General features: G+C 40.6%; 11 protein-coding genes. 8 read left to right on the forward strand and 3 right to left on the reverse strand.

Annotated elements, in window-relative coordinates:
- Both AACS98_RS01330 and AACS98_RS01335 read left to right on the forward strand, forming a co-directional pair.
- A partial coding sequence (locus AACS98_RS01330) for an aminotransferase class I/II-fold pyridoxal phosphate-dependent enzyme (RefSeq protein WP_066375345.1) occupies positions 1-885 on the forward strand: 885 nt, incomplete at its 5' end.
- Positions 886-1285: 400 nt separating this feature from the next.
- Positions 1286-5035, forward strand: a complete 3750-nt coding sequence (locus AACS98_RS01335) for a PAS domain S-box protein (RefSeq protein ID WP_066375346.1) — start codon at positions 1286-1288, stop codon at positions 5033-5035.
- A gap of 18 nt (positions 5036-5053) precedes the next feature.
- On the opposite strand, the gene AACS98_RS01340 is transcribed toward AACS98_RS01335, so the two are convergent.
- Together AACS98_RS01340 and AACS98_RS01345 are read right to left on the reverse strand one after the other, a co-directional pair.
- A complete protein-coding gene (locus tag AACS98_RS01340; protein WP_231867022.1) occupies positions 5054-5272 on the reverse strand; it encodes a hypothetical protein in 219 nt (72 codons plus the stop codon).
- Between the two features lie 360 nt (positions 5273-5632).
- Positions 5633-6835, reverse strand: coding sequence for a phosphoglycerate kinase (locus AACS98_RS01345; RefSeq protein WP_066375347.1), 1203 nt, complete (start codon positions 6833-6835; stop codon positions 5633-5635).
- A gap of 90 nt (positions 6836-6925) precedes the next feature.
- Between AACS98_RS01345 and AACS98_RS01350 the strand changes: the two genes are divergently transcribed.
- The gene (locus AACS98_RS01350; RefSeq protein WP_066375349.1) at positions 6926-7333 is read left to right on the forward strand and encodes a universal stress protein; all 408 of its coding nucleotides are present in this window, start codon (positions 6926-6928) and stop codon (positions 7331-7333) included.
- A 132-nt stretch (positions 7334-7465) separates the two neighbouring features.
- Here AACS98_RS01350 and AACS98_RS01355 read toward each other — a convergent pair whose 3' ends face one another.
- Positions 7466-7882 carry a DUF6335 family protein gene (locus tag AACS98_RS01355; protein ID WP_066375350.1) on the reverse strand — a complete coding sequence of 139 codons (417 nt, stop codon included), beginning with the start codon at positions 7880-7882 and terminating at the stop codon, positions 7466-7468.
- A 379-nt stretch (positions 7883-8261) separates the two neighbouring features.
- Here AACS98_RS01355 and AACS98_RS01360 point away from each other — a divergent pair, with 379 nt between their 5' ends.
- The 5 genes from AACS98_RS01360 (at position 8262) to AACS98_RS01380 (ending at position 15631) form a co-directional block, all read left to right on the forward strand.
- Positions 8262-8663 (forward strand): DUF2267 domain-containing protein, encoded by a 402-nt coding sequence (locus AACS98_RS01360; RefSeq protein ID WP_066375352.1) that lies wholly within the window; start codon positions 8262-8264, stop codon positions 8661-8663.
- 59 nt (positions 8664-8722) lie between these two features.
- The gene (locus AACS98_RS01365) at positions 8723-9817 is read left to right on the forward strand and encodes a DJ-1/PfpI/YhbO family deglycase/protease (protein WP_066375353.1); all 1095 of its coding nucleotides are present in this window, start codon (positions 8723-8725) and stop codon (positions 9815-9817) included.
- Positions 9818-9989: 172 nt separating this feature from the next.
- Positions 9990-10676, forward strand: coding sequence for an SRPBCC family protein (locus tag AACS98_RS01370; protein WP_066375355.1), 687 nt, complete (start codon positions 9990-9992; stop codon positions 10674-10676).
- Between the two features lie 630 nt (positions 10677-11306).
- Entirely contained in the window at positions 11307-14168 is a 2862-nt protein-coding gene (locus AACS98_RS01375; RefSeq protein WP_066375359.1) for a hypothetical protein, read from the forward strand.
- Positions 14169-14461: 293 nt separating this feature from the next.
- Complete coding sequence (locus AACS98_RS01380; RefSeq protein WP_066375361.1) at positions 14462-15631, forward strand: zinc-dependent alcohol dehydrogenase; 1170 nt, start codon at positions 14462-14464, stop codon at positions 15629-15631.
- The last annotated feature ends 215 nt before the right edge of the window (positions 15632-15846 follow it).

Below are 15846 nucleotides of genomic sequence, written 5' to 3' on the forward strand. Positions count from 1 at the left end.
GCGATCGCCGGTTTAAAACAAACGGCAGACGCGCTAGTATTTAGTTCTGGGTATCTGGCTAATATTGGTGCGATCGCTGCCTTAGTAGGCAAAAGAGATTTAATTTTATCTGATCAATATAATCATTCCAGCCTGAAAAATGGCGCAATTCTCAGTCAAGCCACAGTCATAGAATATCCCCACTGTGATATTACCCAACTCAAAACTTTATTGATTCAGCAACGGCACAACTACCGACGTTGTTTAATCATGACTGATACTGTTTTCAGCATGGATGGGGACTTATGTCCTTTACCAGCCATATTAGATTTAGCAGATGAATTTAGCTGTATGCTGCTAGTTGATGAAGCTCATGCAACTGGTGTCATGGGCAGCACTGGCGCAGGTTGTGTAGAATATTTCGGGTGTACAGGTAGGGAATTAATTCAAATTGGCACTCTGAGCAAAGCTTTTGGTAGTTTAGGCGGTTATGTCGCCGGCAGTGCCACCTTAATTGATTTTTTACGGAATCGCGCCCCCAGTTGGATTTACACTACTGGAATTTCACCCGCAGACACAGCCGCCGCCTTAGCAGCTGTCAAAATCATCCAACAGGAACCGCAACGCCGCATCCAATTATGGCAGAATGTAGATTACTTTAAACAATTACTACAACAGCAATTACCCCACCTGAAATTACTGCCATCAGAGTCACCAATATTCTGTGTTCAATTGTCAAGTGCCACAGCCGCACTGCAAGCAGGTAAGCAACTCAAAGCGTCTGGGATTTTTGCGCCAGCTATTCGTCCGCCCACAGTCCCCACCAGTCGTATTAGAATTTCTTTCATGGCAACCCACCAAGCCGCACATATTGAAAAACTGGTAGGAGTGCTGAAAAAATTATAATTATCAATTAATTATCAATTAATTATCAACTTTTCATCATATTTAGTTTTTGATTTAATCGAAACAAATAAAAACTTTATATTTATTTTTCGACTAGAGCATTTCTTTAGTCAGATTTTATCTGATAGCTTTTGTTATATTGTCAATTTTCTGGGGTAATTATCAGGCAAAATGCACCGTCCTCCACCTAGATTATAGATTATTTTGCGAAATTTATCCAGAAATTGAGAGAACAAATATCCCTTTTTCAGCGAATTTTCAGAAAATAAATTTTGGCATCTAGCAAAAGAAGTCTTTTTAGCGGATTCAAGAATCTATCTCCAGATAAATACCGAAAATCCGTAAACTAGCGTAGGTTATGTAAAGCCTCTGCAACAAGTATTGGTTGCCCGAAATTTTCATGCCTGATACTCCTAGTTCTTCTTGGCTAAGTTTTGGCATTGGCCTCATAACCGTAGCATTTGCACTGATACTAATGCTACTACTAGATCCTTGGGTAGAAATGAGTAACGCTGCTTTTTTGCTATTTTTCAGTGCTGTGATGGTGAGTGCTTGGTGTGGTGGAGGGAAGGCGGGAATTGTCGCAACGTGTTTGTCTGCTTTAGTTAACAATTATTTCTTGCTACACACACAATACAATCTGTCTCTGGATATTTCTCATCTGGTAAAAATCGGTTTATTTGTTGTACAAGGATTGTTTTTTACAATCCTATGTATAGCATTAAGGAATGCCAAACGCAGGGATGAGGCGAATTTACATAAACTCAAAGAGAGTGAGGCGCGATTTAAATTAGCACTCAGCAATTCAGATATTGTAGTCTTTCAGCAAGATAGCAATTTGCGCTATCAGTGGATTCATAATCCCCAGGGTGCAACCACTGTTGAGGAAATGCTAGGCAAGTCTGATGATGATTTATTTCCTGCCTCCGTAGCAGAGCAACTGACAAAAATTAAGCAAGGAGTGTTAGACACAGCAGTTGCTGACAGAGAAGAAGTTCGTGTCATCGTCTGTGGCAAAGTGCTTTACTATGATTTGCTGGTGGAACCCCTGAAAGTGAATGGTAGAATTCAGGGTATTACCTGTGTAGCGATTAACATTACTGAACGCAAGCAAGTAGAGCAAGAAAAAGCCAAATTGCGCCAGAAATTACAACAAGCAAACCAGGAGAAACAAGAATCATTAGCATTGTTAAATGCTTGGCTGGCTAGTTCCCCTGTAGGTTTGGCTTTTTTGAATACAGAACTTCGTTACGTTTATATTAACGAAGCACTAGCGGCAATTAATGGTTTACCGCAAAGTCAGCATATTGGGCGTATCTTCCGGGAAATTTTACCAGATTGGGCAGAGCAAATTGAGCCGATTTTATCTAGAGTGATGCAAACTCAAGAACCCCTACTTAATCAAGAAGTCATGGGAGAAACCCATCCATCTGGGGTTTATCGTTGTGGGTTGGTGAGTTACTACCCAGTCTGTTTACCAGATGGGAAATTGTTAGGTGTGGGTGTGACGGGGATTGATATTACTCAGCAGAAAACCACTCAGCAAGCTTTAAGAGAAAGCGAAGCTAGGTTTCGGGCGATGTTTAATCAAGCGGCGTTAGGAATGGCTCTTGTCAGCTTGGATGGTAAGTTTCTGCAAGTAAATCCGGCTTTATGTCAACTTGTTGGGTATAGTCAGGATGAGTTAATCCAGATGAACTTTCAGGATATTACTCACCCTGATGATTTAGTAACTGATTGGAATTATGGTTTGAGGGTATTAGCAAGAGAGATTAGTTGTTATTCTCTAGAGAAACGCTATATCCGTAAAGACGGTGGGATTGTTTGCATTAATGTGACTTCATCGGTGGTGTGTGATGAGCAGGGAGAACCAAAGTATGCTTTAGGTATTGTTGAGGATATTAGTGAACGCAAACAAGCCCAAGCAAACCAAAACTTTTTAGTAGAAGCCAGCACCATTTTAGCGGCTTCGTTAGATTATGAAGTTACCCTGAGTAATGTAGCTAATTTGGCAGTACCGACTTTAGCCGACTGGTGTATTGCAGATATTCTACAACCAGATTGGTCAATTAAACGAGTGGCGATCGCCTCTGCTTATCCCCAAAAACTTCAAATCATCGCAGAAATTCAACAACGCTATCCAGCCGGTAGCGACAGTAATCACCCATTTCACCAAACCCTACTAGAAGGTAAATCTGTTTTTTATCCAGAATTGCCAGATTCTACTTTAGTGGCAATGGCTCAGGATGAGACGCATTTACAACTACTACAAAGTTTGGGGATGCGTTCTTTGATGGTGGTTCCCTTATACTCACACGGGCAAATCTTCGGAGTGATTTCGTTTGTGACAGCAGACTCCGGGAGAAAATTCCCAACCACAGACTTGGCTTTGGCTGAAGATATTGCCCGACGAGCCGCTACAGCTATTGATAATGCTAGACTCTACCAAGAAACTCAACAGGCAAAACAAGCGGCAGAAATGGCTGCCAGTCGTACAGCGCGCTTGCAAAGCATTACTGCTGCCCTTTCAGAAGCTTTAACTCCTCAACAAGTGGCTGATGTGGTTGTTAATCAAGGCATTGCTGCCTTGGGTGCTAGTGCGGGTTCTGTGGTTTTAATCGAAGAAGGTACTTGCCTGAAGATATTGCAAGCAGTTGGTTATCCTGAAGCTGTCAGAGAAGGCTGGGCGAGTTTCCCGATGACAGCTAATGTTCCCATCGCCGAGGCTGCCAGAACTAAGACGGCGATTTTTTTGGCAAATCGCGAAATTTTAGCGGTTCAATATCCTGAAATCGCCGATATTCCCGCCAATACAGGTAATTGTGCTTTTGCTTGTATTCCGTTGATTGTGGAGCAGCAGACTATTGGAGTGTTGGGTTTGAGTTTTGCCACAGCCCAAGTATTTACAGAAGCCGACCGCAGATTTATGCTGACTTTAGCACAACAGTGCGCCCAAGCGATCGCCCGCGCTCAACTTTACGAAGCCGAAAAAAACGCCCGCGCTGCTGCGGAGTCAGCTAACCGCATTAAGGATGAATTCCTCACCGTACTTTCCCATGAATTGAGAACTCCGCTTAACCCGATATTAGGTTGGGCTAAGTTACTCCGCACCCGCCAACATAATCAAGTTACCATCAACCAAGCTCTGGAGACGATTGAACGCAATGCCAAGTTACAAACACAATTAATTGATGATTTGTTAGACGTTTCCCGAATTTTACGCGGCAAGCTGCAACTCAATATCAGTGCTGTGGATTTGCCAACCACAATTACCGCCGCACTCGAAACGGTGCGGTTAGCCGCCGAAGCAAAATCAATTGAGATTTGCACCTGTTTAGATGATTCTGTCGGGCAAGTCATGGGTGACGGCGATCGCTTGCAACAGGTATTCTGGAATTTACTCTCAAATGCTGTGAAGTTCACACCACCTAACGGACAGGTACAGGTAAACTTACAGCAGGTAGGGCTAGAAGCGCAAATCCAGGTGATTGATACAGGTAAGGGAATTACACCAGAATTTTTACCCCATGTATTTGAATATTTCCGCCAAGCCGATTCTAAAACTACCAGAGTCTTCGGTGGGTTGGGACTTGGATTAGCAATTGTGCGTCATTTTGTCGAATTACATGGTGGCACAGTACAAGCAGACAGTGCCGGAGATGGACAGGGCGCAACTTTTACAGTTAGACTACCACTGTGCAAAAATGTTGAGGATAAGTTGCTTAATGGTGAGTCTGCTGTTGAGCAAGAGGAAATACCAGATTCTTTATTAGCTGGTGTGCAAATTCTGTTAGTGGATGATCAAGCCGATGTCCGGGAGTTTTTCAGCTTTGCACTGGAACAATATGGTGCGAATGTGACAACGGCTGCATCAGCTATGGAAGCCTTGAATATTTTAGCACATTTCCAGTCAGATGTGTTGTTAAGTGACATTGGAATGCCAGAGATGGATGGTTATATGTTGCTGCGCCACATCCGAAAATTGTCACCACAACAAGGTGGAGAAGTTCCGGCGATCGCTTTAACTGCCTATGCTGGAGAAATCGATTATCAACAAGCCTTAGCCGCAGGTTTCCAAAAACATATTCCTAAACCCGCCGAAACAGTAGAATTAGTCATGGCGATCGCTCAACTCTTAGGACGTAAGTGAAATTTGATCAGCGAGCATTTAATCATCCAACAAACTCATCAAAGCGTAGAATTCCGGTTCTGCTTCTCGTGGTGTTGATAACTCGCGTTTCAACTCTAATATTTGCCGCTCAATAGCTTTAGCCACATAAACCATCTGAGATTCTTGGGCAATTTTTAGCTGTTTTTCTTTGACTCTGATTTTCCGCATTAGTTCGTTAACAGCATCGACGGAATCACTATCTTGAATCATCTTCATCTTCTTCCACCCTCGAAAAATTTAAATACAAAATTTAAATTTTTCAGCTTAATTATTATTTAATTAAATTTAATTTACCAAAAAAATTATAAATTATTAACTGTGACACAGAAAAATTTAAAATTTTAGCCTTCAAAAATGCTGGTTCTTCAGTACCTAATATGCTTGCATCAATCTCAAAAAATTGCCGAAGGCTTAATATACATCAGCAATCAGCCACAAATTTTGGATATGATCACAAAATTTGCCTCTTTACCCTGTTCCCTGTTCCCTATTCCCCGTTCCCTGTTCCCCTGCTTCCTAGGCGGATGAGGATAGAGACTAGAGATTAATCCCTAGTCACTAATCCCCAATCTCTAATTACGCTTCATCTAAAGCAGCGATACCGGGTAATACTTTACCTTCGAGTAACTCTAAGCTTGCGCCGCCGCCGGTAGAGATATGGCTCATTTGATCAGCCAAACCTACCTTCTCAACAGCCGCTACAGAGTCACCGCCACCGATGATCGTGGTTGTACCAGTTTTGCTAATATCTGCTAGAGTACGAGCGATCGCTTCTGTACCTACAGCAAATTTATCAAACTCAAATACACCCATAGGCCCGTTCCAAATCACAGTTTTACAATCAGCCAAAGCTGCTTGGAAAACTTTGACAGAATCAGGCCCGATATCCAAACCCATACCATCAGCCGGAATATTTTCAATGCTGACGGTGGTAGCATTAGCATCGGGGGCAAATTTATCAGCAGATACGATGTCTGTAGGTAATAGGAAGGTAACACCCTTCTCTTTCGCCTTAGCTTCCAAAGACTTCGCCAATTCCAGCTTATCTTCTTCTACCAAAGACTTACCCACATTTAAACCACGGGCTTTGTAGAAGGTGAAAATCATCCCACCACCGATGATTAGCTTGTCGCACTTCTCAAGCAAAGTTTCAATGACACCGATTTTACTAGAAACCTTAGAACCACCCACAATCGCGGCTAAAGGACGTTGAGGCTGTTCAATTGCACTTTGTAAATACTGCAATTCCTTCTCAATCAAATAACCAGCCACAGAAGGACTCAGGTATTTAGTCACACCTTCAGTAGAAGCATGGGCGCGGTGTGCAGTACCGAAAGCATCATTTACATAAAAATCGGCATTAGCAGCCAGCTTTTTAGCAAATTCTGGGTCGTTTTTCTCTTCTTCTTTATAAAAACGGACATTTTCTAGTAACAGAACTTGACCATTTTGTAAAGCTGCCACTTTTGCCGCGACTTCATCGCCAATACAGTCATCAGTTTTAACGACTTCTTGCCCCAATAACTCAGACAGACGCTTTGCAACCGGAGTTAGACGCAATTTGTCATCCACACCTTTGGGACGACCAAAATGGCTTGCTAAAATGACCTTAGCACCCTTCTGCGTTAAATCTTGAATGGTTGGTAGAGCAGCACGAATGCGAGTATCATCTGTGATGTTGCCTTGATCATCCACAGGCACATTAAAGTCAACCCGCACGAAGGCGCGTTTACCAGAAATATCAGCCGCAGATAAACTTGCTAAAGTTTTTTTGGACACTGCCAAACCCTCCTGATTGCCTTTTTGTTATCGTTTTGAAAGTAGAACCATCAAAATTTTACCGGAGTAGGGGGTGCTGAGGAGAGATATATGTTCAAGACAGTATTATTTCCAATTGATCAAAGTCGGGAAGCGCGGGAAGCTGCCGATGTTGTCGCCAACATTGTACAGCAATATGGTAGTCGGTTAGTGCTGCTGTCTGTGGTTGAAGAATCACCACCAGACGCGCCAACTACTGATCCTATGGTGTCACCAGCAGCCGTTGCTAAACTGCTAGCAGATGCCCAAGCTTTATTTTCTCAGCAAGGTATCACATCAGAAATTATGGAAAGGCAAGGTAAACCAGCCTTTACCATCTGCGATGTCGCCGACGAAATCGGCGCAAATTTAATCATTATGGGTTGTCGGGGACTAGGCTTAACCGAAGAAGGTGCAACTGATAGCGTTACAACTCGCGTGATTAACTTGTCACCTTGTCCTGTGTTAATTGTGCCTTAGTTATCTAGGGATTGGGGATTGGGGATTGGGGCAGATCAATTCAAAATTCAAAATTCAAAATTCAAAATTCAAAATTCTTGAATTTTGGGGAAAAAAACTCCTCTGCTCCCTCCGCTTCCTTATCCCCAGTTTCTACCTGCGTTCTTCATAATCTTCTGAAGACTTGGGGTCTAATTCCCAGCGTCTATCATCACGCTGTTCTAAAATGTCGTTGGTGCGGAGAAATGCTTTATCGTTCATTTCCAATCCCACAGCTTTTTCTATATCTTCTGTGACATTTTGATCGGGTGTGGGAGCAGTACCACCCACCGCTTCATCGCCTACTGCGTCTGCATCTTGCCAATAAGCATCAATGTCACCACCGGTGAGTTCGGGACTGGTATCTGTGTACTCATGTCTTTTGACTTGCAGCGATCGCCCACCAATATTGTATCCTGGTAGGTCTTTTACACCAGTTCCATAGGATTCTGTAACTTCCTGTGGCAAATCATCATATTTAATTTCTTCTTGATTATCTTGATTATTTTGATGATTATTTTGCTCTGTCATAATTTTAGCCTTTTCTATACCCACACAATAACGTTTTCTTGTCTTCATGTTGTACTACAAAGGTTGTACAACTTTCGGCATAAAAGAATCTATTTCCTAAGAACGACGGAAAAATTGCTATGACAGCATACTTTAAGAGTATGAAATCAAGGTCAAGCCACTTGTAGTTGTTGTAGTTGAATTCGGTAGTTATGAGCTAGGAGTTCTCAACTTGAAAATAAAAAGATTTAGATGAAACTTACCTACTCATAACTATTTTTTTGTTAGTTAAATATTATTGAAATGCCCAATTTAATTAATTGCCAGTAAATAAGCTGATTATTAAAAAGAATATTGTAAATAAAAAACGAATTTTGAATTGTATATAGGGGAGAGAAAAGTGGAATACACTGAGTTTATTACCCATGTGCAAAGCCTCGCTCAATCTAACTCTCGTGAAGAAGCAGAACGCGCTACTCGTGCCACACTAGAAACAATTAAAGAACGGATTTCAGGTGATGAAGCACAAGATTTAGCCAGTCAACTACCACAGGAATTAGGTGGCTGTTTGCGAGGGAGAGAAGGACAACCTGATCAGGATTTTAATTTGCAAAATTTTATTGTGCGTGTGAGTGAAAAAGAGGATATAGAACCAACAACAACAGCAATTCATGTGCGGGCTGTGTTTGCAGTTTTGCAGAATGCCGTCAAGCCTGAAGAATTTGCCAAACTGCATCATCATTTTTCGCAGGATTATGAAGAAATGTTTGGTAAATCACCCAGTAGTGAAATACCAGCATAAAAAATTTAAAATTTCCCCTGAAAAAGTACAGATTGGTAGACCAATAAAAAGGAAAGAATATGACTAACAATAATCATCATGCAGTTAAGAAAAGAGTAGCTATTCTGATTGAACAAGCAGTAGAAGATACAGAATTTATTATTCCTTGTCATGGGCTAAAACAAGCCGGGTTTGAGGTAGTAGTGCTGGGTTCGCGGATGAATGAAAAATATAAGGGTAAACGCGGCAAACTTTCGACACAAGCTGATGCTACCACTACAGAGGCGATCGCTTCCGAATTTGATGCCGTAGTCATTCCTGGTGGTATGGCTCCTGATAAAATGCGCCGCAACCCCAACACAGTCCGCTTTGTACAAGCAGCAATGCAGCAAGGTAAATGGGTAGCAGCCGTCTGTCACGGGCCACAACTTTTAATAGAAGGTGATTTACTCAAAGGTAAGCGAGCCACTGGTTTTAGTTCTATCAGCAAAGATATGATTAATGCTGGTGCGAATTACCTCGATAATCCCCTAGTAGTTGACGGAAATCTCATCACATCCCGTGAACCCGGAGATTTAGCAATTTTCACCACCGCAATATTAAGCCGTCTGGGTTACGGTGGTAAAGACGCAGCATTACCAGATGAAAATGATACCAGTGCCGAATGGTGGAAAATCGCCGATGCTTGGGGTGGTTCCACTAAAGGAGAGATTCTTAGAGGTATCAATACTGCTTTAGGTGGTGAGCGTTATTCCCTAGAAGCTTTGGAGAAATACGCCGATAAAGAATCAGATACACAACTCAAGGCGTTGTTTCAAGAAATGATTACTAATAAACAACGTCATATTGAAAGGCTAGAAACCTATCTCCACAAGCTGGGTGAAAAACCTTCGTTTGGAGCAAACATTGCTAATCAATACGCCAAAGTCAAATCCGCCTTCACAGGTAGCGATGATATCTATCAGTTGCGTTGCGCCTTGGGTGATGTGCAGACAGGTTTGGGTGATATTGGTAACTTGTGTGCTATGTTCACTGACCCAGTTGCCACCGCCATTTTTAAAGAAATATACCACGACTTACTCAAATACGAACAGCGATTAGCAGACTTATATCGCAGACGTATGGCTACTACTGAAGTGCAGCCTCCCAAGCCTACAACTGGGGCGGCTGTTTGAATGTGAGGGAGTAGGGGAGTTGAGGGAGATGAGGAGCAAAAGTTAGAAGTGATTTAATCAGGATTTAGGCGACTGACATATTAGTAGGGTGCGTCAGATATGAAAAAGTCTGACGCACCCTACAAGACATCTGTTTAATTTTGAATTTTGAATGAGAGAATTTTGAATTGGTATGACTTTGACATCAGGAGAAAAACAGACACAAGCCGGCGAAATGGAGCGTTGGGCATCTCTAATTAGGGATGGGGCGTTAGTTTTGACGGGTTTAAAACAAGCCTCTTTGCGGGGAGTGCTGACGGCTTTAGCTGGTGGTGGCGTTGTTGCCCAAAGAACCACCAAACATAGCACAATTGAGCAAGTGCAAGCAGCTATCGGTTTGAATAAACCAATCAAAGTTGAAAAAACGGTGACAATTGATCAACCAGCAGAGGAACTTTACCGTTATTGGCACAACTTTGAGAATCTGCCCACATTTATGAAGCATCTCAAATATGTCAGAGTCTACAATGATAGACGTTCTCATTGGATAGCCAATGCACCTTTAGGTAACAGCGTAGAATGGGATGCAGACATTTTAGAAGACCGAGAAAATGAGTTTATTTCTTGGGCTTCCGTCGAAGGTGCAGATGTGGAAAACTCTGGTTTTGTGCGGTTTAAAAAAGCCCCAGGCGATCGCGGTACAGAAGTCAAAGTAGTTTTAGAATACAATCCCCCAGGCGGAACATTAGCGGCAATATTCGCCAAACTTTTCGGTGAAGAACCAGAACAACAAATCGGCGACGAATTACGCCGCTTCAAAATGCTCATGGAAGCCGGGGAAATCGCCACCACCCAAGGACAACCTTCTGGGAGGAAGTAGAAGAAGACGCGAATCGCACTCAAGAAAAATCAGACAAATAAATTTTAACCTGATTCATCAATAAAAATCAGGTTTTTATGCTGAAAATCTAGAACTAATTGCCAAAATTTCACCTGAATTGATTGAACTCACTTACTCTTTCGTTCGCCGGAGAGCAGCGTTTTTTTTGCGTTTATGTCCATTGATACTGTCTGGTTAGCATGGACAACCTAAACTTACTATAACATCTTTTACTACTTTAGAAATATGTCTTTTAATTCTAATGCCACTGCTTGTTATTCATGAATTTTGTTGGTAGAAAATAGTAGAATGCTTGTCAATAGATATGATTACTGTTGTGCCAGTCACCACAATAATCGTCAATAGGTTTCTTTCTTAAGAAAGAGGTTTGAGTCTTACTAATGCACGAAAATTTGGATTAAAAATTAACAAGCATTCTAATTTAGTATTTGAACAATTAAGACCAATAAAATTTAGTTATCTATCTTTTCATGATTTTTAATCGAATGAGATACACACTAAAAAATGCAGTCATTTATCTATAAAGCAGACTAAACCCTATATTTTTAACACTCGTATGAGCTTGTAACTATGGGAATATGTAGTTTAGTGACAAAAATATTTAGTTTCATGCGACAGCAAAACAAAGAAACAAGTACGAGCGATCGCAGAAGCTATAGCTATATAAATCCTACCGAAATCACTCCAGAAGTCAACCTAGAAGATAACTCTGAAAATTCAAAAGTTTCGCAAGGTCTTAAAGCTTTCGAGGAGAAAAATATGAAGTCTTTAACTATCGATACTAAAACCCATTGTTATGTTATCGATGCTAACCACATGAACAATTTGCAACAAAATGTTGCAACAACTTTTGTTTTTGATAAAGGTAATTTTGATATCAAGATTACTGGGGGTCGGTATAGCTACAGCAACACCAAAACACCAGGTGAGCCTTTTGTGCTACTGTGGATATATGGAGACAATGGTAGTAAATTTATCAACAAAAATACAGGTTTAGAGGTAGGCGCAACCTGGACAACTTTAAATGGATACAATGATACTTTAAAGCTAGAAGTCAAAGAAAGAGCAGTTCTTAATGCTTTGTTCTTTGATTTTAATAAGGAAGATAATAGTGGTTCAATTAACCTACTAATCACTAGCGACAAGCAATTTTTTAATCCTGTAAATCTCACAGTAGATAGCAAACAAAACTGTTATCTTCTTGATGACAATTACCTGTCAACTCTCAAACAATCCGGTTCTAACTTTGTTGAATTGAACCCAGGTAATTATCGCATAAAAATTCGTCAAGGCAATGCTACCTATTGGTCAGACCATAAAAAATTTAATATAGAACCTTGGGCATTAATTTTGCTCAAAGGTGGAAAATTTGTTACCAAACTGACAGGCATTGAAACTGAAGAGACCTGGGTTTCATTAAATGGTCTCAAGGATGAAGTAGTTTTAGAGGTCAAAGAAAAAACTACACTCACAGGTTTATTTTTTGACACCTACAAAGAAGATAATGAAGGTCAGATTATTCTAGAAATCAAGTCACTCAGTGCAGATGAATTAACTGAAGCATATAGAAAGCAAGAAAATCATCAATTCAGTCAACAGCAAACAGGAAAAACTGTTACAGGCAAGACTGTGATCACAACTGAAGGTAATGGTGGGTCTGTCAGTCGTGAACTGGTGGGTAATGCACCAGAATTCACCTTCCATTTTAATGAGGAAGAATTTAAGAAGAAGTGGGAAGAGCAGTTACAGCAGATTAATACTTCTATCGGCGTGATAGATGAAACTGATGTAACCCTTGAAGCTAAATATTGGGATCAACTCGAACAGTGGCTATTGAAACACTATGAGAAACATTTTAAAAATCTGTCTGTAGAAGTGGCAAAAGTCAAGTTTTCGATGGATGCCTATTTGCAGCAAGTAGAGTTTAGCTTCAATCAGCATTTACAGGGTTTGTCTGGCTATTTAGAGAGGATTTTACAAGATAAGATTAACAGAAAAGTAACGGAGAACATTAACCAGCAAATCAATCAGTACATTGACCAAACCTTCGAGCAAAGAATACGTAATAACGTTAGCTTAATTATCAACAACATTGTTAATCAGCAAGAACTCAACCAGTACATCGAGCGACAAGTTAATCAGCAAATCAACCAAACCTTCGAGCAGAATATACGCAACAACGTCAACTTAATTACTCAAACCATTGTCAACAACAATACTGAATTTAATCAGTATGTCAGTCAGCAAATCGATAATAATTTCGAGGAAAAAGTACGCAACAACATTGAACTGATTATCAACAATATCGTCAATAAGCAGGAATTCAATCATTACATTGACCAGCAGGTTAATCAGCAAATAGACAATACCTTCGAGCAGAAGATACACAACAACATTAACCTAATAACTCAGAATATAGCTAACAGTAATGAGTTTAATCACTACGTTAGCCAGGAAATAGACAATTCTTTTGAGCAAAAGATACAAAACCACATCCAACTGATTACCCAAAACATTATCAATGATAATGATGTATTCAACCAGTACCTTGACCAACGTTTAGAGCAAACTGTTAACCACAATACCGAAGTTAATCATGCTATTGTCAATGTTGTGGCTAACAGTACTGAAATCAACAACAAGATTAATAATATCCGCCAAGAGTGGAATGAGACATTCATCAGTCTGGTGACAGAACAAGTTGATGAATTAATCAACGTAATAGGTGGTAGAGAGGGATTTGCAAGATTAATTACTCAGAGAATTGTTAATAACAATATTGAGCTTAACCAGTACATTGATCACCGCTTACAGCACAATGTAACTAATAATCAAGTTGTTATTAACCAAATCTTTGATAACGAGCAAATCACCCAGAAGATTCAGAATATCTTCCACAATAATTCTCAAATACACCAAAGAATTGAGAGTGTTGTGTTGAATAGCAATGAAATTAATAACAGAATGCTAAATTTCATTGTTAATAGCGCAGAAATTAACAACAAAATTCATAACATCTACAGAGATGTTGACATCAAAATTGAGAATGTCCGTAACGAGTGGAATCAAACATTCATCAATCTGGTTAGACAGTATGTTGATGAAATGATCAATATTATCGGAGACAGAGATTCCTTCAACATCCTAATTGCCAATTTGATCAATGTGAAAGTAGACGAGATTCTCAACCAAATTTTGAGAATCAGGAATGAACTGACTGTGATTATTAACAATGCAGACAGACATCTTTATGAATGGACTTTGGGAGAACTCATGGCAATCAAAGGCTGCTTAACTGACCGCCAGGCTCTCGTCGAGCAGCTAGTTACTTTCAGTTCTGAACTTAGAGTGAAGCTAGATAGTACCAACTGTGTAGATATCAACACATTCAAGCCATTTAAACCTCTCTCAACCAAATCTACTGAACTGCCATCTGTGCAAGCGCACCAGTTAGGTGAGAGCAATCAATAACCATCTTTTGTTACTTTAGGCAGAGTAAAAACAGCAACAGATTTAATTACTGTAGAGCAGTAGATTATTTGACCACATCACAAGCTGGACTCAAAATTAAACAAAATTAAACTTTGTGACTTTCAGCTTGAGAAATTATTTGTCAAAGCAAGACAACGGAATTTAGATGATGTGGTCAAATAATTCTTTGTTCTACACTTCCCGGAAGATAGGAAGTGAGGCAAGGGAGCGGAGGAGAAAAACTAATGACTCATAACTAATGACTAACGACTAATTACTAATGACTAATGACTATGAAAGCAGTTTGCTGGTATGGTGCTAATGAGGTGCGGGTGCAGTCAGTGCCAGAACCTACACTTCTTAACCCGCGTGATGCGATTATTAAAGTTACTTCTACAGCAATTTGTGGCTCAGATTTACATATTTATGGTGGCTATATCCCCACAATGCAACAGGGTGATATAATTGGTCACGAATTTATGGGGGAAGTGGTAGAAGTTGGTAAGGAAATCAACAATTTAAAAGTAGGCGATCGCGTTGTTGTTCCTTCTGTAATAGGCTGTGGTAGATGCCACTATTGTCAACATGATATGTGGTCATTGTGTGACAACTCTAACCCGAAGGGTTGGATGGAAGAAATATTATTTGGCAATATCACCTCCGCTATTTACGGCTACTCTCATCTGTTAGGTGGTATCGCCGGCGCACAAGCTGAATATGTGCGCGTACCCTTCGCCGATGTCGGTGTGGTGAAAGTACCGCCAGATTTATCAGACGAGATGTTGTTATTCATCTCCGATGCTATCCCTACAGGCTACATGGGTGCAGAATTATGTGATATTCAACCCGGTGATACTGTAGCCGTGTGGGGTTGCGGTGCTGTCGGACAATTTGCCATGATTAGTGCTTATATGATGGGTGCAGAAAAAGTCATCGGCATAGACCGCTTTCCTGAACGTTTAGAAATGGCGAAAACCTACGCCAAAGCCAAAGTTATTAATTATGAAGAAGTCAATGCCGGGGAAGCATTAAAAGAAATGACAGGCGGACAAGGGCCTGATGCTTGCATTGATGCCGTTGGTTTAGAAGCTCATGGTATAGGTATAGAAGATTTCTATGACCAAACAAAGCAAAAACTCAGACTCGAAACTGATCGTCCCCATGTATTACGAGAAATGATGGTGGCTTGTCGTAAAGGTGGTACTCTTTCCATCATGGGTGTCTATGGGGGATTTGTAGACAAAATGCCTTTTGGTGCGGCTTTTAATAAAGGTCTAACCTTCAGAATGGGACAAATGCACGGACAGAAATATATGCACTTGTTACTACAACTCATCTTAGACGGCAAACTTGATCCATCATTTGTAGTTACCCATCAATTACCACTAGAACAAGCCCCCCACGCCTATCATATTTTTCAACAAAAACAAGATAACTGTATCAAAGTTGTTCTCAAACCTTGAGATAGGGAATAGAGAGTAGTGAGTGGTGTAATTTTGTAGTGGACTGACACGACTAAATTGATGCAAAAAAATTGTAGTAGCGTCGCAAGGCTAAAGTAGTGCAAAAATATAGTTCTTGTGGTGCGGGCTTCTAGCCTGCACCGGACGGGCTAGAGAGCTTATCCCACAAGAGAGTTTTAATGCAACATTTAATCAGTATTTAGTCAGAAGTCATA

It is taken from the genome of Anabaena sp. CA = ATCC 33047, assembly GCF_963870205.1.
Lineage (GTDB): Bacteria > Cyanobacteriota > Cyanobacteriia > Cyanobacteriales > Nostocaceae > Trichormus.